Genomic DNA, 21,450 nt, shown 5'->3' on the forward strand with positions numbered 1-21,450 from the left:
CAAGCCTGGGCGTTGTCGGCGGCGCCGTGTCGTTGCGGCGGAGCCGAGCGTCCAGCGCGTCGCCGACCCCGGCGCTGGCGAGCGCGCCCGCGGAACCGTCGCCCCTGCCCAGGGGCGGTGAGACCGAGCGCGCAGCGCTCGACGAGGATGAAGCGCAAGCAGGGTGCGGCTTTGCCGACCATGGCTTCGGCGTCTACGAGCGATGGCGCCCGCTCCCGCTGGGCAGGCTCCTCGTCCCGCCGGCAAACGCGATTCGCTCGGACGGCGGCTACGATCTTCTGATCCACTTCCACGGCGCCGAGCCTGTCCGGAAGGTGCTTGCTCCGAGGGGCATGGATCTCGTCATCGCCGGGGTCGACCTGGGGACCCGCTCGAGCGACTACGCGCGCGCCCTCGAGGGCGGCGGCTGGGACGCGCTGCTCCAGGCGATCGATCGCGAGGTCGAGAGCGCCTCCGGGAGCGCGGGCGCACGCGTCCGCCGCCTGGTGCTGTCCTCCTGGAGCGCTGGATCCGGCGCGATCGGCAGGATCATCGAGCGCGGGAGCAGCCACGTGGATGCGCTGATCCTGCTCGACTCCCTCTATGGCTCCTACATGCCGGGGCAGACGTCGCTCGCGCCGGGGCAGCTCGCCCCCTACGTGGCGCTGGCCAACGCCGCCGCGCGCGGCGCGCCGGTCTTCTACCTGACGCACACCGACATCCCGACCAGCGGCTACGCGTCCACGAAAGAGGCGGCCACGTTCCTACTTCGTGAGCTTGGAGCCACCCCCATCGCGGTGACCTCGAGCGGGGACGACGGGCCCTCCGCTGCGCCGGGCGATCGCGCCGAGGGGGCAGGAGACGCGCTGCGGCTCACCCGGATGTACGACGGCGGCAGCCTCTACGTGCGCGGCTACGCCGGAACGGGCCCCGGGGAGCACTGCGCGCAGCTGCGGCTGCTCCCCGCGATCCTGACGGAGCACGTGCTCCCCGCCCTTCGCCGTTGAGGCGCCGCTGCTGCAAGGAAGCGCGCGGCGCCTTTTCCGCGCCGACGGGTCGGCGCACGCCCGGCGAACCGCGGCGGCTCAGTACGACTTCGCGAACACCACGCGCCGCGGGCTGGGCTTGCCGGTGAAGATGCACTGCCCTTCACCCGTCAGCGCGTCGGCCCACGGCGCCCCTTCGAACCCCCCGGTCGGGATGCAGCGGATGGTCACCTTGTGCGCATCCTTCACTTCCGTCTCGATCTCGGGATCGCCGGACCAGTGCGCCAGCGCGAACCCGCCTTGCGCCTCCTTCCCCCCGGTCGACGCGAAGAACGCGTCGAAATCTGCGCGGCTGTTGATGACGTGCGTGTTGCTGTCGCGCACGGCGAGCGCGCGCGCGTAGAGCGTCGCCTGGATGTCGCCAAGGATCTCCGTGATGCGCCCCACGAGCTCCCCGCGCGCGATGCTCGACTTGTCCTTCGGCGAGCGGTCCCTGCGCATCACCATGGCCACGCCGGCGTCGACGTCGCGCGGCCCGATCTCGATGCGCAGAGGGACGCCCTTCTTCACCCACTCCCACTGCTTCTCGCCGCCGCGGATGTCGCGCCGATCGATCTCGACCTCGACGCGGCGCTCGCCGAAGCGCTGCGCCCGGAGCTCCTTCGCGAGCCCGTCGATGTACTCGTCGATCTTGGCTCGCGTGTCGTCGCCCCGGTAAACGGGGAGGATCACGACGTGCGCGGGCGCGAGGCGCGGCGGGAGCACCAGGCCGTCGTCGTCGCTGTGGGTCATGATCAGCCCGCCGACGAGGCGCGTCGACACGCCCCAGGACGTCGTCCAGGCGTACTCCTCGGTCTCCTCCTTGGTCTGGAACTTGATGCCGCTCGCCTTCGCGAAGTTCTGCCCCAGGAAGTGGCTCGTCCCGGCCTGCAAGGCCTTCCGGTCCTGCATCATCGCCTCGATCGCATAGGTGTCGACCGCCCCGGGGAAGCGCTCGCTCGCCGTCTTCGGCCCCTCGAGGACGGGCATCGCCATGAAGTCGCGCGCAAACGTCGCGTAGACCCCAAGCATGCGGAGCGTCTCCTCGCGCGCCTCGGCCGCGCTCGCGTGCGCCGTGTGCCCCTCCTGCCACAGGAACTCCGCCGTCCGCAGGAACAGGCGCGTCCGGAGCTCCCAGCGCACGACGTTCGCCCACTGGTTGATCAGCAAGGGGAGATCCCGGTAGCTCTGCACCCAGCTCGCGAACGCCGCGCCGATGATCGTCTCGGACGTGGGGCGCACGATGAGCGGCTCCTCCAGCCGGGCCTGAGGGTCGGGAATGAGCCCGCCGCCAGGGCCGGGGACGAGCCGGTGGTGGGTGACCACGGCGCACTCCTTCGCGAACCCCTCGACGTGCTCCGCTTCCTTTTCGAGGAACGACTTCGGGATGAACAGCGGGAAGTAGGCGTTCTTGTGCCCGGTCGCCTTGAACATGCTGTCGAGCTCGCGCTGGATGTTCTCCCAGATCGCGTAGCCCCACGGCTTGATGACCATGCAGCCGCGGACCGGGGAGCTCTCCGCGAGGTCGGCCGCGCGCACGACCTGCTGGTACCACTCCGGGTAGTCCTCGTTGCGGGTGGGCGTAATAGCGGTCTTCGGCGCTTCGTTCTTGGCCACGGTCTCTGCTCTCCTCGATGGGCGGCTCGGCCGGCGGCCTTCGACCGGGCCGCCTTCGTCCCGCTGCGGACGGTCGGCTGGCGCCGGCCCCCGCTCCGGGCTGAGCGCGCGACGTATCAGGAGCGCGGCAGGGTGTCGAGCGCAGCGGTCCCAGCGCCGGAGCCTCGCGGCCCTCCCGCTGGCTGGAGCGATGCCGCTCGCCCCGCCGGCCGCCGCGCGCCAGGCTGCCTTCGCGGCGGCGCGCCGTCGTGGTACGCGCAGGAGAACGACGTGAACTACGTCATCCTCACGCACGGCGGGGTGACCGCGCCGCAGAGCGGCTCGGAGAGCTGCGCCAGGGCCGCCGACGAGGCGCGCCGCGCGCTGGACGCGGGCGGAGAGGCGCTCGCGGCGGCGATCGGGGCGACCGCGCGCCTCGAGGACGACCCACGCTTCAACGCCGGGACGGGCTCGAACCTCCGCCTCGACGGGCGGACGGTCGAGATGGATGCGGCCGTGATGGCCAGCGATGGACGGTTCGGCGCAGTGGCGTGCATCGAGCGCGTGAAGAACCCCGTCCTTGTCGCCGCGAAGGTGGTGGAGACGCCGCACCTGCTCCTCGCCGGCGCCGGGGCGACGGCGTTCGCTCGCCGGCTGGGGTTCGCGGACCATGATCCGGTCACCGAGGAGGCGCGCCGGAAGCACGAGCGCGCCCTCGCGGCGCTGCGAGGCGAGGGCGGAGACGACGAAACCACGAACGATGCGGCGCGCTTCCATGCGCTCACGGCGACGCGGTTCTGGAACTTCGACGCCGAGCCGATCGAGTGCGACACCGTCGGGGCCGTCGTTCGCGACACGCACGGCCGGTTCGCCGCCGCGGCGTCGACGGGCGGGTCGACCTACTCGCTCCGCGGCCGCATCGGGGACGTGCCGCTCCTCGGCGCGGGGATCTACGCCGGCCCTCACGGCGCCGTGGCGGCGACGGGCGTCGGCGAGGAGATCGCGCGCCGCTTCCTCGCGCGGACCGTGTACGACTGGCTCGCCGACGGCGTCGCGCCCGCGCGCGCCGCGCAGCGCGGCGTCGCGATGTTCCCCGACGTGCTCGCGGTCGGCGTGCTCGTCGTGGGGCGGAGCGGCCAGGCGATCGCCTCGAACCGCACCATGCCGAGCGCGCAGCTCGTGGGCTGAGGAGCCGCAGACGACGATGCAGAGTGGAGACCCTGATGCGATCGTGGTGGGCGCGGGACCGAACGGCCTCACAGCGGCGGCGTACCTCGCCCGCGCGGGCTTCTCGGTGCTCGTCCTGGAAGCCGAGCGAGAGCCGGGCGGCGCGGTCCGCACGCGCGAGGTGACCCTCCCGGGGTTCCGACACGATCTCGGCGCGGCGTTCTTCCCCTTCGGGCAGACGAGCCCGGCGCTGGTGCCGCTCGATTTGCCGGGGGCCGGCCTCGTGTGGCGGCACGCGCCGATCGACAGCGCTCATCCGGCGCCCGACGGGACGTGCGCCTCGATCGCGCGGGACGTCGAGGCGACGGCGCGGTCGCTCGGCGAAGACGGCCCCGCCTGGCGCCGGATCGCCGGCTGGCACGCGGCCACCCGCGAGCGGATGCTGAACGCGCTCCTGTCCACGCCGCCCGCCCTCGGGCAGCTGCTCCGGCTCGGGCCCCTCAACCTGCTCCGCCTCGCGCAGGTGGCCCTCTCGAGCGGACGTGGCTTCGCGACGCGCACCTTCCGGACCGAGGCGGCCCGACGCGTCGTCCCCGGGCTCGCCCTCCACACCGACGTGGGCCCGGACGATCCCTGCGGAGCGATCGTCGGCTTCATGTTGACCGTGCTCGCCTCGAGCGGCGGCTTCGCGGTGCCCGAGGGCGGCGCCGGCTCGATCACGAGCGCGTTGCTCCGGCGCGTCGAGGAGCGCGGGGGCGCCCTCCGCTGCGGCGCCCGGGTCGACCAGATCATCGCCAGGCAGGGCCGGGCGGCCGCGGTCCGGCTCGACGACGGCCAGGAGATCCGCGCCCGCCGCGCGATCGTCGCCGATCTGGCCGCGCCGACGCTCTACCTCCGCCTGCTCGCGTCAGAGCTGGTTCCCGAGCGGGTGCAGCGCGCCATGCGCCGGTTCCGCCAGGGGTTCGGCACCTTCAAGATGGACTGGGCGCTCGACGGCCCGACGCCGTGGTCCCACGAGGACGCCGCGCGCGCTGCGGTCGTGCACGCGGGCGACAGCCTCGACGATCTCTCGGCCTTCACGCGGCAGGTGCGCGCCGGGTCGCTCCCCGAGCACCCCTATCTCGTGATCGGGCAGCAGTCGCTGGTCGATCCGACGCGCGCGCCGGCCGGCCGCCACACCCTGTGGGCCTACTCCCGCGTCCCCTCCTCCATCGAGGGCGGCTGGGCGGGCTCGCGCGAGCGCTTCGCCGATCGCATCGAGGCGCGGATCGAGGAGCTCGCCCCCGGCTTCCGGCAGAGGATCATCGCCCGGACGATCTGGGCGCCGGACGATCTCGAGGCGATGGATGCAAACCTCATCGGCGGCGATCTCGGCGGAGGCTCGGCCGACATCCGGCACCAGCTCATCTTCCGGCCGGTGTTCCCCTATTTCCGCTACCGGACGCCGCTCCGCGGCCTGTACCTAGGCTCGTCCTATGCGCATCCCGGCGCCGGGGTCCACGGCGCGTGCGGGCGCAATGCGGCCCTGGCGGTGCTGGAGGACGAGGGCTAGCGCGGCGCGCTTCGCTATTTCGACCGCGACGACGGGCCGTCCCGGTAGTCGGAGCGCTTCAGTCCGTGGCTCGCGATCTTCTCCTGGAGCGTGCGCAGCGGCATCCTGAGCCGCCGGGCGGCCATCGCCAGGTTGCCGTTGGTGCCGCGGAGGGCATCGAGGATGATCTCCGTCTCCAGACGGTCCATCTGTGCCTTGAGCCCGATCGCCGGCGCGGAGCTGGGCGGCCCTGCGAGCTCGATGGGAGGCCGATCCGGCGGCGGCGTGGTGCGTTTGGGCGCCGAGAGGGAGTGGATGCTCTCCGGCAGGTCGAGCGGGGTGATGACATGCCCCCGCGCGATGACGACGGCGCGCTCGATGGCGCTGCGCAGCTCGCGCACGTTGCCCGGCCAGGGATACTGCTCCAGGAGCGCGAGCGTCTCCGGATCGAGCGAGCGCACGTTCCTGCGGTGCACCTCGCTCGCCTGCCGGAGGAAGCGCTGCGCCAGCGGTCCGATGTCCTCGCGCCGCTCGCAGAGCGGCGGGATGCGCAGCGGCACCGCGTTGAGCCGGTAGAGCAGATCCGAACGGAACGTGCCCGCCTCGCACATCGCCTCGAGATCGCGGTAGGTCGTCGCGACGACCCGCACGTCCACCTCGATCTCCTTGGTCGAGCCGACGCGGACCATGCGACCGGTGTCGAGGACGTGCAGCAGCGCGGCCTGGCAGGACGGAGGGAGGTCGCCGACCTCATCGAGCACCACGGTGCCGCCAGCGCACGCCTCGAAGACGCCCTCTTGCGCGTGGATCGCGCCGGGGAAGGCGTCGGCCTCGTGGCCGAAGAGCGTGCTCTCGAGGAGCTGGGCAGGCACGCCGCTGCATCCGACGCGGATCATCTGCATCTTGTGGCGGGGGCCAGCCTCGTGGATCAGCCGCGCGAGCACGTCCTTGCCGGTCCCCGTCTCACCCTGGAGCAGCACAGGCGCGGACGAGCGCGCGAGGCGCATGGCGGTCTCGAGCACCGGGCGCATCGCGGGGCTGCGCATCACGAGCCCCTCGTCGCCGACCGTGCGCAGCGCGCCCACCGGCGTGGGTCCGCCCACCAGGTTCTCGATGCTCGGCATCTTTCTCCGTTCCGGGGCGCCACGACGCCCGTCCAGCGCGTCGAGGTTCAGCACCGGCAGCTCGGCGCTCGCGATCACGCGCAGCGACGCCGTGATCTCCCCGAGCACCACCTCGTCGCCGGGCTTCAAGACGCCGTGCTCGACGCGCTGCCCGCTCAGGAAGGTGCCGTTCGTGGAGCCGAGATCCTGGATGAGCACGTCGCCGCGCTGGAACGTGAAGCGCGCGTGGCGTCGCGACAGGCTGCGCTCGGGGATCGCGACATCGGCGCTCGGATCGCGGCCGATGACGACGCCGACCCCCTCGATCAGCCGCACCGTCTCGGCGCCCTGCCGGTGGTAGATGATGAGCAGCACGTGCGGCTGCGTCCCGCGCTCGCGGCTCAGCTGCGTCAACGCATCACGGACCTGCGACATGGCGATCGGGTCCGTCACGCCCAGCTGGGACTCGTACTGGACGTCCTGTGCTCCGAGATCGTCGTGCGGCATGGATGGCCGTGCGACCTTGGTCTCCACAGGCAAGTCGACGCCAGCGTGGCCTTCCTCGGACGCGCCCGGCTCGCGGACGTCCGGCGAAGATAGACTCGTCGGAGCGGCCGGACGCGGGTGATTCATGCCTTCTCTCTCATGCGTGCCCGAGGAGCCTCCGGCTCGAAATGTTGGCCCGCGAGCCCTGCTCGCGCTCGTCCCGTTATCCTATGACCATAAGCTAGAGGTCGCCCAGCGCGCAAGGCGCGAGCAGCACTTCGTCGGCGCTGCGGCGTTGCCGCACGCAGCACGCGCAGGCATCCACGTAGCCACGCAGCCACGCAGCCACGCAGCCACGCATCAGGCGCCACGCGGCATGCAGCCCACTGAGCCGCACGGCTCTCCGCCCCTTCTCTCCCTTTTACGACTTTACCGCTTTGTTTCCTCCCCTTCCTCCTCTCGCTCGCTGCCTTTGTTGCCTTTGCCTCTACTGCCTCTACCTCCGAGTTCTTTCTCTTTCGTTTCTGCAGTGTAGCCCTCGGACGCACACTTGCAGGCGGCCTCGGCGCTCCGCTCAGATCTCGCGCACAACGCGTTCGCCAGAGCCGGGCGATCGCGTGGGCGGCGCGGACGCCTCCTCGGCGCGGCAGTGCGCGTTGAAGCGAGAGCACGGGACGTCCTCGAGCGATGGGAGCTCCGCATAGCCGCGGGGACCGGCGATCTCGTTGAAGCAGCGCCCGAGCCAGCCCGGAATGACGAGCGCGTAGGTGCGCGCGAGCCGGCGAGGATCGTCGAGCGTGCGCAGCATCGCAAGATAGGTTACTTCTCCATAGGCCGCCTTGAAGGCAGCCGCCTGCTCAGGGCGCGCCAACCAGCTCATGACGCCGGCGCGATCCGCTTCCGGGTGGAACTGGACCGCCTCGACGCCGGGCGCGACCTGCAGACCGAGGATCGCCCGACCCTTGGAGATGCCGTCACGGCTCTCGCGGGCGAGGAGCTGGCCGCCGAGGGAGCTCAGCCGGCGCTCGTCGAGGTTCACCGCCTCCCAGTTGCGGTGCTCGAACGCGAAGAGACGGTCGCCGAACGGCGCCAGGAGCGGGTGTTGCTGGCCGACGGGGGTCGTGTAGATCGGCATGACGCCGAACTTGCGATCGGCGCGCGGCACCACGTCGGCCAGCTTGTAGTGATGGACGACGAGCTCGAACGAGTAGCAGATCGCGAAGAGAGCACGCCGGTGCGCGCCCCCCTGGCTCGCCGACTCGACCACGCCGTCCACGAAGCGCGCAAAATCCTGCGTCCAGGGCTCGCCCTCCCCATCAAAGGGAGAGCCGGGCCCGCCTGACGCGAGGTACAGATCGCAGTCCGTGGGGATGGGTGCGTTGGTGTCTCTGGGAGATACCTCGACGACCTCGCAGGATAGGCCGGGATTGTGCGCCTGGACGCGTTCGAAGAACCCCGCAGCGAGCCCGCGTAGACAGCGCATCGCCTGGTTCACGTGGCCATTGTTCATGTCCACGATGCACAACCGCAGCGGCCGGCCGTTCGCGACGGTAGCTTGCCGGCCGGGAGTAGGTGGAAGTGGATTCGAGCTCATCGGAAGGTGACTGTTTGCAGACGTAGACCCCCGCGTTTTTTACCCATACCACCCCTCCGACCTCGCGGAAAGAATGGTTTTCTCGGTTACGCCGGTTACGCCGGTTACGCCGGTTACGCCGGTTACGCCGACTGTTCCCGCTACTTCGACTTCATCGGTCGATCCCTTTACATCGACCACATCCGTCACATCCGTTCCGCTCGTTATGCCAATCACACCAGTTGCGTACCTTACAACGGTTACATCTGCTTCAGTTACGTCCGCTACGTCCGTTTCATCGATTACGCAGCGGACGATTCGTCACCTCTGGAGGAGACCAAAACTCCTTCATCGGCCCCGCGTTCGTGCGAATCCTGTGTGTGATGAACAAACGGAATGGTTCGACGCGTGATCCTCTGACCCGCCGCCATGTGCTGACCGGGCTCGGCGCTGCGCTCGGCGCCTCGGCCTTCGGATGCAGCACCCCAGAGGGCGCGATGGTGCTCGACAACGCCCCGCCGAGCATGGGCGGCGCGGGCGAGAGCGACGGAGCGGGCGGCGCGGGTGGCTCAGGAGGAACAGTCAGCTCGGGACAGCCGGAAAATGGCGAGGCCGGCGGCGCTCTGGATCGTTGCGCGGAGACCGGAGGTCTGAGCCCGGCGGAGCTGCTGGCGCCCATCAACACCATCGTCGTTCTCTGTATGGAGAACCGCTCCTTCGACCACTATCTCGGCTCGCTGCTGCTGAAAGAGGGCCGGCGCATCGACGGTCTGACAGGCACAGAATCGAACCGAGCGCTCGATGGGACGCTGATCTCGCCCTTCCAGCTCGACAACTTCACGCCCGCCGACCCGCCGCACAGCTGGGACGCAGCCCACACGCAGTGGAATCAAGGGAGGAACGACGGGTTCGTCATCGCGCACGCAGGGCCCGACCAGCGCGACGTCATGGGCTATCACGTGCGGGAGCAGCTGCCGATCCTCTACGCGCTCGCAGACGCGTCGGCGATCTGCCAGCGCTGGTTCTCCTCGGTGCTCGGCCCGACGTGGCCGAACCGGTTCTTCCTGCACGGCGCCACGTCGAGGGGCGTCTCGAGGAACGTGCCGGTCACCGGCTTCACGAGCGTGTTCGAGCTGCTGAGCGACGCAGGGATCTCGAGCAGGAACTACTTCCACGACGTCCCGTGGTGCTCGGGTGCGTACTTCAGATTCAAGGGCGTGTCCGGGATCGAGCGCTTCTTCGAGGACGCGGCCGCGGGGATCCTCCCCTCGTTCTCCGTCATCGATCCCCAGTTCTTCGGCGCCACCGCGAACGACGATCACCCGGACCACGACGTTCAGCTCGGGCAGGTGCTCATCGCCAGCATCTACAACGCGCTGGCGAAGAGCCCGCAGTGGGGCCAGTGCCTCCTCGTGATCACCTACGACGAGCACGGCGGCTTCTTCGACCACGTCGCGCCGCCGACGACGACGGACGACGACCCCCTGTTCACCCAGCTCGGGTTCCGGGTGCCGTCGATCGTCGCGGGCCCGTTCGTCCGGAGGGGCTGCGCGGTGAGCACCGTGCTCGACCACGCGTCGGTGATCCGCACGCTGGAAGCGCGCTTCGATCTCCCCTCGCTGAACGCGCGCTCCGCCGGCGCGAACGATCTCTCGTGCTGCGTCGATCCGGCGCTCCTCCGCGATCCTCAGGCGCCGATCCTGCTGCCCGCGATGGACATCTCCCTGTCGCGGCTGCGCTCGCGCGCCGAGTCCGGGATCTCTCAGCCGGAGCTGTGGGAGGCCGCGGAGCGCGGGCTCATCCCGCGGCACCTCGACCGCCGGGGCGAGGGTCCGGCCATCGCCCGGCGAGTGCTGGCGCACGCGGAGCGGCTCGGCACGGCGAGGCTCAGGGACTGAGGTGCCGGCCAGCCGGCGCCGAGGTCGCCCGGAGGCGGGAGGTCTGATAGAAGCGCCGCCGTGCCGCCCGATCTCGATCCGCCCGCCGCCATTCAGGCAGGGACCACGCCGGCGAGCGCAGCCCCGGGCGCGCCCGCGGCGACCAGCGCAGGCCCGCCGGCGGCCGGGCAGGAGACGGCGACCAGCGCGGCGCGCTCCTCGGCGATGGTCACCGCAGGGATCATCCTCTCGCGGCTCGTCGGGCTGCTCCGCCAGCGGGTGACGGCGCACTTCTTCGGTACATCCGAGCTCGCGGACGTGCTCGCGGCGGCGTTCCGCGCGGGGAACATCACCCAGAACCTGCTTGGCGAGGGGACGCTCTCCGCGACCTTCATCCCCGTCTACGCGCGCCTCCGCGCGGCCGGCGACGCGCGACGCGCGGCGCACTTCGCCCTCTCCGCCCTCGGGCTCCTGCTCGTCGCCGCCGCGGCCGCGTCGATCGCCGGCGTGCTCGCGGCGCCGTGGCTGTCCTTCGTGGTCGCGGCAGGCTTCGACGCCGACAAGCTCGCCAGCACGACCCGGATCGTCCGGATCATCTTCCCGATGACGGGCCTGCTCGTGCTGTCGGCGTGGGGGCTCGGCGTGCTGAACGCGCACCGGCGGTTCTTCCTCCCGTATGCCGCGCCCGTCGCGTGGAGCGCCGCCCAGATCGCGGGGCTGCTCGCGTGCGGCGCGTGGCTCGGCATGCGCGGGGAGCCGCTCGCCGAGGCGCTCGCGTGGAGCGCGCTCGCGGGCGCGGCGCTGCAGCTCTCGCTGCTGCTCCCGTCGGCGCGCGCGCTGCTCGGCGGGCTCACGCCGCGCCTCGACGCGCGCGACCCGAGCGTCCGCGAGGCCGGCAGCAAGCTGCCCGCCGCGCTGCTCGGCCGCGGGATCATCCAGGTGTCCGGGCTCGTCGACACGCTCCTCGTGAGCTTCCTCGGCGCGGGCGCGAACGCGGCCTTCAACTACGCGCAGACGGTCTACCTCCTGCCGATGAGCGTCCTCGGCGTCGGCGAGGCCGCGGTCGCGTTGCCCGAGATGGCGCGCGACACGGCCGAGGCCGACGTCGCGCGGCGCAACGAGGCGCTGTCGCGCCGGCTCGGGGCGTCGCTCGCGCGGATCACGGTGCTCACCGTGCCGGCCGCGGCCGTGTTCATGGTGCTCGGACGGGAGCTCATCACGCTGCTGCTGCAGACCGGGACGTTCGACAAGGCGTCGACGGCGCGGGTCGAGCCGCTCGTGTGCGCCTACGGGCTCGCGCTGCTCGGGAACGCCGCCGGGCGCGTGCTGATCACCGCCTCGTTCGCGCTGGGGGACACGAGGACCCCGGCCCGCTACGCGCTCTATCGCGTGGTCGTCAGCACCGCCGTCGCGCTCCTCCTGATGCGGTGGCTCGACGTGCTCGGCGTGGTGCTCGGCGCCGTCATCGCAGGGTGGGTCGAGGCGATCGCCCTCGGGCACCGCGTGCGGCGCGAGATCGGCGGGCTCGGGCTGGATCAGATCCGGATCGGCCGCGTGGCCTTGCTCGCGGCGATATCGGTCGGCTGCGGCGCCGCGTTGAAGGCGGCGCTGCCCGAGGCGGCGGCCGCGGCGCCGTGGGGTGCCGCGCTCATCCTCGCTGCGTGCGGCGGCGCCTTCGCCGTCGCGGCGCCCGCGCTCGGGCTCTTCAGCCTGAAGTCCCTCCTGCGCCGGAGGTGATCCCGGGCGGCGCCGCGCGCGCACCGCCCTCCGCGTGCTCTCGGTGCCACGCGACGTAGCGCTCGACGAACGCGCGCTGCGCGGGGCTCAGCGCGACGCGCGGGCGCCGTCGCTCGATGAGGGCGAGCGCGTCGCCCACCTCGATGCCGCCGCGGGTGGCGAGGTAGCAGAGCGCGAGCGTCACGCTCCTGCCCACGCCGCTCGCGCAGTGGACGTGGACACGGTGGCCAGCGACGATATGCCGCTCGAGGAACGCCACGCCGCGCGCGGCCTCCTCGAGCGCGGGAGCGCACATGTCCCAGCAGGGGATGCGCAGGTACTCGACCCCCGCCGCGCGCAGCGCGAGCACCGGATCGTACAGCTCGCGCGACACGTTGATCACGGCGCGGACGCCGAGGCGACGGAGCTCGGCGACGTCGCCCGGAAGAAGGAACCCCCCGATCAGGAGGTTCGAGCTCACCCACGTGCGCCACGGGTGCCGCGGCCGGAGCGACGCGGAGGCGCGGCGCAACGCCAGGAATGCATAGAAGACGAGGGCGTACGGCGCGAGCAGGAGGAACACCAGCGCAGGGCGAAGGCGCACGCGCACCTCATGGCGTCGACGCTGGCGCTGTGCCAGCGGCCGGGCGGCACGCGCGCTGATGACGCGCGCCCATGACACGCGCGCCGAGCGGACCGACGATGCGCCGGCGACGCCACGGAACTTGGCCCAGCGCGCGCCAGCCGGGCATGCATCGACGGATGCCGCTCGCTTCCATGCCGACGGATCTCTCCCGCTCGGCCTCGTCTCCGCGCCGCCGGACGCCGCTGATCTGCGCGCCACGGCGCACCGAGGGCGGCCCCCGCGCGCGACGCGTCGATGGGCGGCTCGCAAGCTTGCTCGTCGCGCTGACCGTGTGCGGATGCAAACCGGCGGGCGCGGCGGTGGAGCTGTCGAAGGAGGGGGCGAGCGACGACGGTGCGCTCGAGGTCGCCGCGCTGCCGGCGGACGGCCCCAAGCTGGTCGCGCTTCGCGCAGGGACGCCCGTGCTCGCGGGTCCGCAGGCGGGCGCTCGCAAGCTCGGCGAGCTCTATCCTGGCGCCGCCGTCGTGAGGTCCTCGGAGCCGTACGGACGCGCGGGGTGCAGCGGCGGATGGTATGCGGTCCGCCCCCGCGGGTTCGTCTGCGCAGGCGACGGCGCGACGCTGAACACCGACGTGCTCGCGCTCTTGCCGGCTCCACCCGACACGTCGCGGCCCCTCCCCTACCGCTACGGCCGCGCGCGCACCCAGGGCACCCCGGTGTATTTCGGGGTGCCCAGCCGCGAGGAGGTGCAGCACGCCGAGCCGGATCTCGATCGCCACCTCGAGCGTGTGCAGCGCAGCGACGCGCAGCTCGGCGCGTCAGCCAACGACGTCCCGCTGGACGCGCGCGGCGTCTCCTCGGGGCCCCCGGTGCTGCTGCCGCGCGGCGACGGCATCGGCGAGGACGGGCGCAGGACCGAGGCCGGATTCTTCTTCTGCCCGATCGCCGACGCGGTCGCGCCGCTCCCGCCCGTCGCCGCGCTCGGCATCGACATCGGCAGAAAGGACGGCGCCCACGTCGATCTGCGCGCCGCGCTGAAGACGGTGGCGCTGCGCAAAGGCAGCGGGGTCGCGATCACCCGCGCGTTCACGGCGGGAGCGGCCGACGGGCGCAGGTTCGGCGTGACGCCCGACGGACGGCTCATCCCGGCCGACCGGCTCCAGGCCGCGCTCGGATCACCGTGGCACGGCCTCGATGTCGAGAAGCTCGGCCTGCCTGTGGCCTTCGTCCATCGCCACGACGTCCACACGTGGTCCCTCGGCCGCGGCAAGGCGAGCGAGAACGACGAGGAGCTCGAGCGCCACACGGGCGTGCCGCTCACGGGCAGGTTCAGGACGGTGGACGGCGTCCGTTTCGAGGAGGCGCGCGACGGCTTCTGGCTGCGCGCGCAGGACCTCGTCGTCGTCGTGCGTCGCACCAAGCTCCCCGACTTCGCCAAAGGCTCGCAGCGCTGGCTCGACGTCAGCCTGGTGAACCAGACGCTGACGGCCTACGAGGGGCAGAAGCCCATCTACGCCACGCTGATCTCGTCCGGACGCGACCAGCTGCGCGACCCTGAATCGAGCGCGTCCACCGCGCGCGGCACCTTCCGCGTGCGGAGCAAGCACGTCACGCGCAACATCGATCCGCGCGAGGTCGCCGACAGCTTCGACGTCACCGACGCCCCGTGGGTGATGGACCTCGCGCCGGGCCAGGCGATCACCGGCATGTACTTGGGCGCAGGGGTCGGCGAAGCGCAGGGCTTCCACGACATCGCGCTGACGCCCATCGATGCGCGGCGCATCTTCCTGTGGGCCGAGCCGGAGCTCCCCGAAGGCTGGCACGCTGTGTACAGCAACGACGAGGAAGGAACCCTCGTCCACGTGCGGCCTTGATGTTCACTCAGCCACCGCTGGCCCTCCGAGGGAGGCCAGCGGCCGACTGTCACCACTGCTGGTGCCGAAGGAGGGAATCGAACCCCCGACCCGGCGCGTATGAAACGCCTGCTCTAGCCAGCTGAGCTACTTCGGCAAAAGTGAGGGCGGACTAGTACCGCCACGTCTCCACTCTGTCAAGCGAGGTCGTGCGCGTCGCGACACACGGTCATCGCGGTCATCGCGGTCATCTCCGTCTTCACGGTCATCACGGTCACCGCAGTCATCCCAGAAGATTGCTCGGGATCACCGTTCGCGCTCTCGGTGCTTCGGCAGGACGGCCGGGTTTTTCGCGTCGAACGGCATCGACCACCGGAAGCTCTCGCCGAGCTCGGGCGGCACCGGAGGGTACGGCGAACCGCGCAGCACCGCGCGCCGGCAGTTCTCATCGAACTCGGGGATGCCGCTCGGCCGCGTCACCGACGCGCTTCCCACGGTCCCATCCGCGCGGATCACGAAGGTCACGATCACGGTCCCCTGAAGCCCCTCGCCCGCGGCCCACTTGGGAAACGCGTCGGCCCACAGCGGGTGCAGCTTGGCCATGACCTGCCTCATGTAGTGGCTGCGCCTGCGATCGAGCGGATCGTTGTCGAGCAGCCGGCCGCGCCCCGAACCGAGCGCGCTGGAACGCGCACCGCGGCCCGCCACGCCACCCGCGCCGGTCGCGCCCGGTCCTTCCTGTCCGCCTGGCCCGAACCCACGCGCCCCTCCGGCCGAGCTGGCGTGGACGAGCGACTGGATCGCCGTCGCCACCTCCTGCTCGCTGTCCACCGTGTCGTTCGGATGCCCCACGGCGTCGGCGGGGACGGATGGCGTGCCCACCGCGACCATCGGCCGGGCCAGCGGAACCGCCGCGCTCTCGCGGTGATCCTCGCCGGGCCGCGCGTCGCGAACGCCCAGCCCCGCGGACGCGCGCTCGCCTCCCTCGACGGCGCCGCCGGTGGCGCGCGGGCTCGCCCCCAGGGGGAGCGTCGCGTCGCGCGCAGCGGGCACGTCGCTCGCGCCGTCGATGCCTGCAGGCTGGGCCGCAGCGCCGAGCACGCCGCCTCGACGCTGGGGCGCGCCGCCATCGCGCGCCCCGAGCGACGGATCGCGCTCGGCCGACGTGCGTCGCTCGGACCGGCGGCCCACCCGCCCTCCCGCGAGGAACGTGAGCTCCATGGGCTCCCGGCTGGCTCGCCAGTCCTCGCGCGACGCGCGCTGGGGCGACGAGCGGATACGCTGGATCTGGCTCCTGTCGAGGCGCGAGCGGATCTCTGGAGACAGGAAGATCGCGTCGTCCCTGTCGGCGAGGTTCAACGCAGGCAGCTCCGCCGCGTCGGTGCCGCCGCGCCCGCTCGTCCCCGTGTCCGGCCGCGGTGCGGCTTCCCCTCCGCCCCGCGAAAGGAGGACGGCCGGCTCGGGCGCGGTCGCCGCCGCGCGGTCGAGCGTGCCGTCCGAGACGACGGGCAGCTCGATCTCGATCGGCGCGCTCACCGCGGCTGGCGACCCGACCGTCCGTGCGCGCGCGACCTCACGTGCCGAGAACGAGCCTGCGACGGCCAGCGCGCCTGCGCCCACCAGCCCTGCGTGGGCTGCGACGGAGAGCGCCCACGCGGAGGCGATCCGGCGGCCGTCGCGAGACCTCTGCGCCATCGTGCTGTCACTATGCCTCGAGGCGTGCCTGGGGCGAGCCCGCAGGCGCAGACCGCGCGCGCTCGTCTCAGCCGGTGGGCGCGCCGTCCAGCGGGAGCCGCAGCCGCCTGCGGGTGTTCTCCGCCGTGCGCGCGGCCAGCGCCTCGAAGGGCTCGCCCCGGAGCTCCGCGACGAAGCGCGCCGTGTGCAGCACGTGCCCTGGCTCGCACCGCTTCCCCCGGAACGGCACCGGCGCGAGGTAAGGGCTGTCCGTCTCGACCAGGATCCGATCCGCCGGAGCCCAGGCGGCGACCTCCTGGATCGCACGCGCGGTCTTGAAGGTGACGATGCCCGAGAACGAGAGGTCGAAATCGAGCGCGAGCGCCCGCTCGGCGAACGCGCGATCCTCGGAGAAGCAGTGAATGATGCCGCCCACGTCGCTCGCCTGGGCGCGCTCCAGGATCGCGAGCGTGTCTTCCGGCGCCTCGCGCGTGTGGATGACGATGGGCTTCTCCACCCTCCGAGCGAGGGCGACGAGGTCGGCGAAGACGCGCTGCTGTGTGTCCTTCGACGAGTGCATGTAGTGGTAGTCGAGGCCGATCTCGCCGACGGCCACGACCTCGGGCCGGCGCGCGAGGACCTCGAGCTCCGCGAGCATCCGGTCGTCCACGGCGGAGGCGTCGTGCGGATGGACGCCGACCGCGGCGTGCACGTCGGCGCGCCGCGCGGCGAGATCCGCGGCGAAGCGCGCCGCGGAGAGATCCGCGTCGACGCCGACGACCACGAACGCGTCCACGCCGGCGGCCCGCGCGCGGTCCAGGACGGCGTCCGCTCCCTCGCGGAAATGACGCGGATCGACGTGGCAGTGGGAGTCGATGATCATGCTTCGCTTCAGGTGACGAGCTCCGCGAAGCGCGCGCGGAGCAGCGCGCTCGCGGCGTCGAGCGCGCAGCGGTCGCAGTAGCCCATCCCGCGCAGCCGCTCGAGCGCGCGGGTCGCGTTCCTGCGCTCCTCCTCGCGCAGCTCGCCCCAGCCCTTGTCGGACTTGCCGTCGCCCTGCGCGTCGCGGAGGAGCGCGACGAGATCGCGAACCAGGAGCGCCACGCCCTTGCGCCGCTCCGTGAACACCGCCTCCCGCAGCTTGCGGATCTGCTGCGGGAACACGACCGCGTTGACGATCTTCTGGCCAGGGTGGTCGATGGCCCACGCCGCGATGGCCGAGATCAGGCCGCGCCGGTGATCGTCGTGCTTCGTGCGGACCCCGAGGAGCGCCTCCACCTCGCGCATCATGCGCTCGTCCGGGTTCTCGAAGTCGCCGGTGTGCGGGTTCCTGATCTTCTCCCCCTTCACCCAGACGCCGACGTGGGAGACGTACCGATCGAACAGCTCGGCGTAGCGCGTCTCGTCGACGAGGCCGCTGGCCGTCCGCATCTCCTCCTCGGTCGTGTCGAGCAGGCGCGTGCGCACGACCTCCCGGAAGAGCCGGTGATCGTGGTAGCCGCCCGCGAGCTGCTTCTCCTTGAGCCAGTCGTACTCCGCCTGGCGCTTGCAGAGCGCGTCGAGCTCCGAGAGCACGGCGAACGGGGAGAGGCACGCGTGATCCTCGCTCTGCGCCGCGTCGAGCAGGAGCGTCCGAACCTCCCGCGGCGAGACGCCGAGGCGCCCCTCGAAGTCCACGGACGCGTCGCTCTCGTGGTAGATCGCCTCGATGCCCGCGCGCAGGACCTTCTGCGCCTCGGCGTCGAACCGCTCCGGCGCCGTGCCCGTCGCGAACAGCTCCATCTTCTCGACGGCGGTGAGGCTCGAGACGAGCGGCGCGAGCGCGTCGGGGTACCGCTTCGCCTCCGGCTGCCGCATCCGGGTGAGCACGGCGAACTGCGCGGCGACGCGCGTCGCGTGCGGGGCGACGTGGCGGGTCACGAACGGGACGATCTGCGTGTCGTAGATCGCCTGCTCGTCGGGGTAGCTCCGGAGGTAGGGCGCGCGCAGGAGCTCGAAGCGCCCGCGGAAGCTCGGGAACTCCGGGTGCTCCCGGAAGGCGTTGAGGTGCACGTCGTTGGCGCTGCCGATCATCACGACGTTCGTCTGCACGGTCTGCTGCGGCAGGCTGACCTCCCCCGTCTCCAGCGTGAGCTGGAGGTACCGGAAGGCGTCGAGCGGTCGCTTGAGGAGATCGCTGAACTCGAGCACGCCCCCGGCGGCCTCGATGAGCTCACCGTGCGCCTCGAAGAGCGTCGTCGCCTGGAGCGATGTCGGGAGCGAGGCGAGCGAGCGATCTGCCGTGATCTGCCGCTCGCCGGCGTCGACCGAGAGCTCCGGGCCGATCGTGACCGCGCCGACGCGGTAACGGCGGGAGATGAAGTACCGCTCGACCTGGACGTGCCGCAACGTCTCGACGAGCGAGCCGCCGCTCGCCACGAGGAGCGCCTCGAAGACCTGCTGGTTCTTGTGGGACAGCTTGCCGCTCATCAGCCACTCGGGCGGCGGCTCCGTCGCGCCGGCGTCCTCGTAGAGCTTCAGGATGAGCGCCCGCCGCTCTCGCACCGGGAGCAGGAACAGCGGGTGATCCCTGAGCTCGATCACGAGCCGGGCGTCGATCTGATCGTCCTCGAGGTGGGCGTAGCTCGTGCCGTCCGCGGCGCTCGCCTTCACGTCGCCGCCGAAGCCGATCGAGCCGCGCATCGTCTTGCGGCTCGGGAACACCCAGTGGAAGCGGTACACGGCTCCCTCATCGAGGGTCGAGTAGTGCTCCAGGGCGCGCAGGATGCAGGCGGCGAGCGTGCTCTTCGCCGAGCCGTTCGGCCCGTGCATCAGGACGAGCCTGTTGGCCCTGCCCTCGCGCACGAAGTTGCAGAGCACCCGGTAGACCTCGGCCTGGAGCTCTTCGTGGCCGATCAGCGCGAAGTCCCGGCCGTGGTAGGAGGCCGCGGCCGGCGCGCCCTGCTGCGCGGGCTCGGTCGCGGGGAGCTCCCACGGCAGATCGAAGAGCTGGAACCGGGTCAGCTCCCCCCAGGGCTTCTTGATCGTCCGCGTGCCGAAATGGTCGAACATGTCGCGGACGTAGCGAGCCGCGTCGCGTCCGAAGCGGACCGGATTGGAAGCGAAGAGCTCCAGGTACTGCTGGAACGAGAGGACCCGCTGCTCTTCGTTGAAGCGCCGCGCCATCGAGGAGGCGATGGCATCGAGCTCGGAGAGGGCCTTTCGAGCCCGCTCAGCCGCACTGCCTTGGACCGTCTGGCTGGGGCCGACCTCGCTGGGCTGGCCCCCCTGGCAACCGGAGGTGTCGTTGTTCACGTGAGGCTGAGTTTACCGTTCTGCCTACTGCACGTCGACGACCGCCTCGAGCTCCTGCTTCTGCATCAAACAATTCGCGGCGCTGCAGATGCTGAAGGAGAGCACGCCCGCCACCTTGGTCTTGCCCTTCTTGGCCGCCACGAACGGGACCTTGAGGAGGCCCTTGCTCTCCTCGAAGGTGCCGTCTTCGCGCTTGAGCAAGGGCTTCGGGTACGAAACGCCCTCGGCGGCCGCCTCGGTGACCTTGAACTTGATGGGGTATTTGTCGTTGATGTGGTAGTCGCCCTTCGACAGGAGCGACACCTCCACGAGCCCCTCCTGGCCGGCCTTGTACGTCCCCGTCGGCTTCATTTCGAGGGTGTAGACCGCATCCTCGACCTTCGATTTTCCGCCCTGGGGTGGGGCCGCAGGTGCTGCCTCGGGGGCGCCGCGAGAGGTCGCCGCTTCGCTCTGGCTACAGCCGAGGACGGGGAGCCCGGAGAGCGCGATCAGGCACATCGCGGCGGAGAGGGGCTTGCGGGTCCGAGTTGAAGGATGAGTGCTCATGGTCAACACAAATAACACAGCGGCGGCGCCAGCGCGAACGCGGGGCCCCGGCGCCCAGGACGATGGCGCACTGAACCGGAGCGCGCGCGCTTTACGCCCCAGCCGCCGCCGCGGCGCGTAAGGCGCAACGTTGCACGAGCGCGCGGCCCGGCGCCGCCGTCAGCGCGAAATCAGCAGCGCGACGAGCGCACAGAGCAGCACCGCCGCGCCAGCCGCTGCGGGGATGACCCAGCGCGGCAAGCGCTGTGGCACGCCCATCACGATGTCCTCGGCAAACGCCTCGGCAGCGTCCGGCGAGGGCGCGATGGCCGCGGCGGCGATCGATCCGCCGCTCGCACCGGCGGGGACCGCGCCGACTCTCGCCGGGGCATGCGCCTGGCGGGCCAGGACCGACGGCAGCGCGGCGCGGATCCGGGCCGCGAGCTCCTTCTGCGGCAGGTACGCCCAGTCGCGGTGCGACCCCGCGAGACCATACGCCTGGCCCACGCGATCGGCGAGCAGGCCGACGGAGGGGAGGCGCGCCTCCGGGCTCTTCATGAAGGCCTCCTCCATCACCGGATCGAGCGAGGCCGGCGCCCCGTAAGCCTTGCCCGCCACGCTCGGAGGCAGCGGGTTGCTGCCCATGATGGCCACGAGGATCATCGGACCGGTCGGCGCGTGGAACGGGACCTTCCCCGTGACGCACTCGAACACGATCGCCGCGACCGACCAGACGTCGGCGCGATGGTCGAGCGCGAGCAGCCCCTGCGCCTGCTCGGGGGACATGTAGAAGGGCGATCCGATCGTCGTGCCGACGACGGTCAGCTTCTTCGCGCCCTCGCTGTTGTCGCGCACGCTGCCGAAGTCGAGGATCTTCACCATGTCGCCGTCGTGCGTGCCGACCAGGAAGATGTTGTCCGGCTTGAGATCGCGGTGCACGACCTTGCGCTTGTGGGCCTCCTCGAGGCCGAGCGCGATCTGCGACAGCATCCGCACCAGGCGCTCGGGGGGCAGCACCTTGTCGCGCTTGAGGACCGTCCGCAGCTCCTCGCCCTCGAGGTACTCCATGACCAGCGCGAAGCTGTGGTCCTCGGTCTTCTCGAAGGCGAGCACGTCGACGATCTGTTCGTGGGGCAGCGACGCGCTGACCTCGAACTCGCGGTGAAAGCGCTCGACGCTCACCTCGTCGAGCGCGACCTCGGGGTGGAGGATCTTCAGGGCGACGCTGCGGCCGGTCCGCAGATCGAGCGCCTGATACACGCGCCCCATGCCGCCGTCGGCGACGATCCGCCAGACCTGGTAGCGCCCACCGCAGAGGGTCGCGCCGACGCGCCTGTCCTCCGGGTGGACCGGCGGCGATACCTCAGCGACCGGGATGAGGCGCTGCCCGTCGACCGGACAGAAGCCGCTGTCGTGCGAGAAGAGCCTGAAGCAGGCGGAGCACGTCTTCAAGCCGCACCCGGGA

Annotated in this window: 15 protein-coding genes and 1 tRNA gene; 6 read left to right on the forward strand and 10 right to left on the reverse strand. The window is 71.6% G+C overall.

Going from position 1 to position 21,450, the window contains the following annotated elements:
• Positions 1–26 precede the first annotated feature (26 nt).
• Complete coding sequence (locus WMF29_RS20525) at positions 27–986, forward strand: hypothetical protein (RefSeq protein WP_437330455.1); 960 nt, start codon at positions 27–29, stop codon at positions 984–986.
• A gap of 78 nt (positions 987–1,064) precedes the next feature.
• On the opposite strand, the gene proS is transcribed toward WMF29_RS20525, so the two are convergent.
• Positions 1,065–2,621, reverse strand: coding sequence for a proline--tRNA ligase (proS, locus tag WMF29_RS20530; RefSeq protein WP_437330456.1), 1,557 nt, complete (start codon positions 2,619–2,621; stop codon positions 1,065–1,067).
• 270 nt (positions 2,622–2,891) lie between these two features.
• On the opposite strand from proS, the gene WMF29_RS20535 reads away from it, so the two are divergent.
• Both WMF29_RS20535 and WMF29_RS20540 read left to right on the forward strand, forming a co-directional pair.
• Positions 2,892–3,788, forward strand: a complete 897-nt coding sequence (locus tag WMF29_RS20535; RefSeq protein WP_437330457.1) for an isoaspartyl peptidase/L-asparaginase — start codon at positions 2,892–2,894, stop codon at positions 3,786–3,788.
• A 16-nt stretch (positions 3,789–3,804) separates the two neighbouring features.
• Complete coding sequence (locus WMF29_RS20540) at positions 3,805–5,319, forward strand: phytoene desaturase family protein (RefSeq protein WP_437330458.1); 1,515 nt, start codon at positions 3,805–3,807, stop codon at positions 5,317–5,319.
• 14 nt (positions 5,320–5,333) lie between these two features.
• On the opposite strand, the gene WMF29_RS20545 is transcribed toward WMF29_RS20540, so the two are convergent.
• Both WMF29_RS20545 and WMF29_RS20550 read right to left on the reverse strand, forming a co-directional pair.
• A complete protein-coding gene (locus WMF29_RS20545) occupies positions 5,334–7,034 on the reverse strand; it encodes a sigma 54-interacting transcriptional regulator (protein WP_437330459.1) in 1,701 nt (566 codons plus the stop codon).
• A gap of 427 nt (positions 7,035–7,461) precedes the next feature.
• Positions 7,462–8,397 (reverse strand): hypothetical protein, encoded by a 936-nt coding sequence (locus WMF29_RS20550; protein ID WP_437330460.1) that lies wholly within the window; start codon positions 8,395–8,397, stop codon positions 7,462–7,464.
• A gap of 446 nt (positions 8,398–8,843) precedes the next feature.
• Here WMF29_RS20550 and WMF29_RS20555 point away from each other — a divergent pair, with 446 nt between their 5' ends.
• Both WMF29_RS20555 and murJ read left to right on the forward strand, forming a co-directional pair.
• Positions 8,844–10,358: an alkaline phosphatase family protein gene (locus WMF29_RS20555; protein ID WP_437330461.1), complete on the forward strand. Its 1,515-nt coding sequence runs from the start codon at positions 8,844–8,846 to the stop codon at positions 10,356–10,358.
• Positions 10,359–10,418: 60 nt separating this feature from the next.
• A complete protein-coding gene (murJ, locus tag WMF29_RS20560; RefSeq protein WP_437330462.1) occupies positions 10,419–12,074 on the forward strand; it encodes a murein biosynthesis integral membrane protein MurJ in 1,656 nt (551 codons plus the stop codon).
• Here the strand turns inward: murJ and WMF29_RS20565 are convergent.
• Positions 12,043–12,657 (reverse strand): protein-tyrosine phosphatase family protein, encoded by a 615-nt coding sequence (locus WMF29_RS20565; protein WP_437330463.1) that lies wholly within the window; start codon positions 12,655–12,657, stop codon positions 12,043–12,045. The genes murJ and WMF29_RS20565 overlap by 32 nt on opposite strands.
• Positions 12,658–12,815: 158 nt before the next feature.
• Here WMF29_RS20565 and WMF29_RS20570 point away from each other — a divergent pair, with 158 nt between their 5' ends.
• Positions 12,816–14,513 (forward strand): L,D-transpeptidase, encoded by a 1,698-nt coding sequence (locus tag WMF29_RS20570; RefSeq protein WP_437330464.1) that lies wholly within the window; start codon positions 12,816–12,818, stop codon positions 14,511–14,513.
• Between the two features lie 59 nt (positions 14,514–14,572).
• Here WMF29_RS20570 and WMF29_RS20575 read toward each other — a convergent pair.
• The 6 genes from WMF29_RS20575 to WMF29_RS20600 all read right to left on the reverse strand — a co-directional run bounded on the left by WMF29_RS20575 (position 14,573) and on the right by WMF29_RS20600 (position 21,437).
• Positions 14,573–14,649 (reverse strand) — tRNA-Met (locus WMF29_RS20575).
• 149 nt (positions 14,650–14,798) lie between these two features.
• Positions 14,799–16,187 carry an energy transducer TonB family protein gene (locus WMF29_RS20580; protein ID WP_437330465.1) on the reverse strand — a complete coding sequence of 463 codons (1,389 nt, stop codon included), beginning with the start codon at positions 16,185–16,187 and terminating at the stop codon, positions 14,799–14,801.
• Between the two features lie 67 nt (positions 16,188–16,254).
• Positions 16,255–17,049 (reverse strand): TatD family hydrolase, encoded by a 795-nt coding sequence (locus WMF29_RS20585; RefSeq protein WP_437330466.1) that lies wholly within the window; start codon positions 17,047–17,049, stop codon positions 16,255–16,257.
• A gap of 8 nt (positions 17,050–17,057) precedes the next feature.
• Positions 17,058–19,460: a PrkA family serine protein kinase gene (locus WMF29_RS20590; RefSeq protein ID WP_437330467.1), complete on the reverse strand. Its 2,403-nt coding sequence runs from the start codon at positions 19,458–19,460 to the stop codon at positions 17,058–17,060.
• Between the two features lie 24 nt (positions 19,461–19,484).
• Positions 19,485–20,006, reverse strand: a complete 522-nt coding sequence (locus tag WMF29_RS20595; RefSeq protein ID WP_437330468.1) for a hypothetical protein — start codon at positions 20,004–20,006, stop codon at positions 19,485–19,487.
• A 159-nt stretch (positions 20,007–20,165) separates the two neighbouring features.
• Positions 20,166–21,437 (reverse strand): serine/threonine-protein kinase, encoded by a 1,272-nt coding sequence (locus WMF29_RS20600; RefSeq protein ID WP_437330469.1) that lies wholly within the window; start codon positions 21,435–21,437, stop codon positions 20,166–20,168.
• Positions 21,438–21,450: the final 13 nt, after the last annotated feature.

Origin of the sequence: Sorangium sp. So ce381 (assembly GCF_051473845.1) — a bacterium.
Classification (GTDB): Bacteria; Myxococcota_A; Polyangia; order Polyangiales; family Polyangiaceae; genus Sorangium; species Sorangium atrum.

Coding starts and splice junctions, on each gene's coding strand:
- WMF29_RS20585 (WP_437330466.1), bottom strand. CDS start 17,049: ATGATCATCGACTCCCACTGCCACGTCGATCCGCGTCATTTCCGCGAG.
- WMF29_RS20570 (WP_437330464.1), top strand. CDS start 12,816: ATGCCGCTCGCTTCCATGCCGACGGATCTCTCCCGCTCGGCCTCGTCT.
- WMF29_RS20555 (WP_437330461.1), top strand. CDS start 8,844: ATGAACAAACGGAATGGTTCGACGCGTGATCCTCTGACCCGCCGCCAT.
- WMF29_RS20540 (WP_437330458.1), top strand. CDS start 3,805: ATGCAGAGTGGAGACCCTGATGCGATCGTGGTGGGCGCGGGACCGAAC.
- WMF29_RS20580 (WP_437330465.1), bottom strand. CDS start 16,187: ATGGCGCAGAGGTCTCGCGACGGCCGCCGGATCGCCTCCGCGTGGGCG.
- WMF29_RS20595 (WP_437330468.1), bottom strand. CDS start 20,006: ATGAGCACTCATCCTTCAACTCGGACCCGCAAGCCCCTCTCCGCCGCG.
- WMF29_RS20550 (WP_437330460.1), bottom strand. CDS start 8,397: ATGAACAATGGCCACGTGAACCAGGCGATGCGCTGTCTACGCGGGCTC.
- WMF29_RS20545 (WP_437330459.1), bottom strand. CDS start 7,034: ATGAATCACCCGCGTCCGGCCGCTCCGACGAGTCTATCTTCGCCGGAC.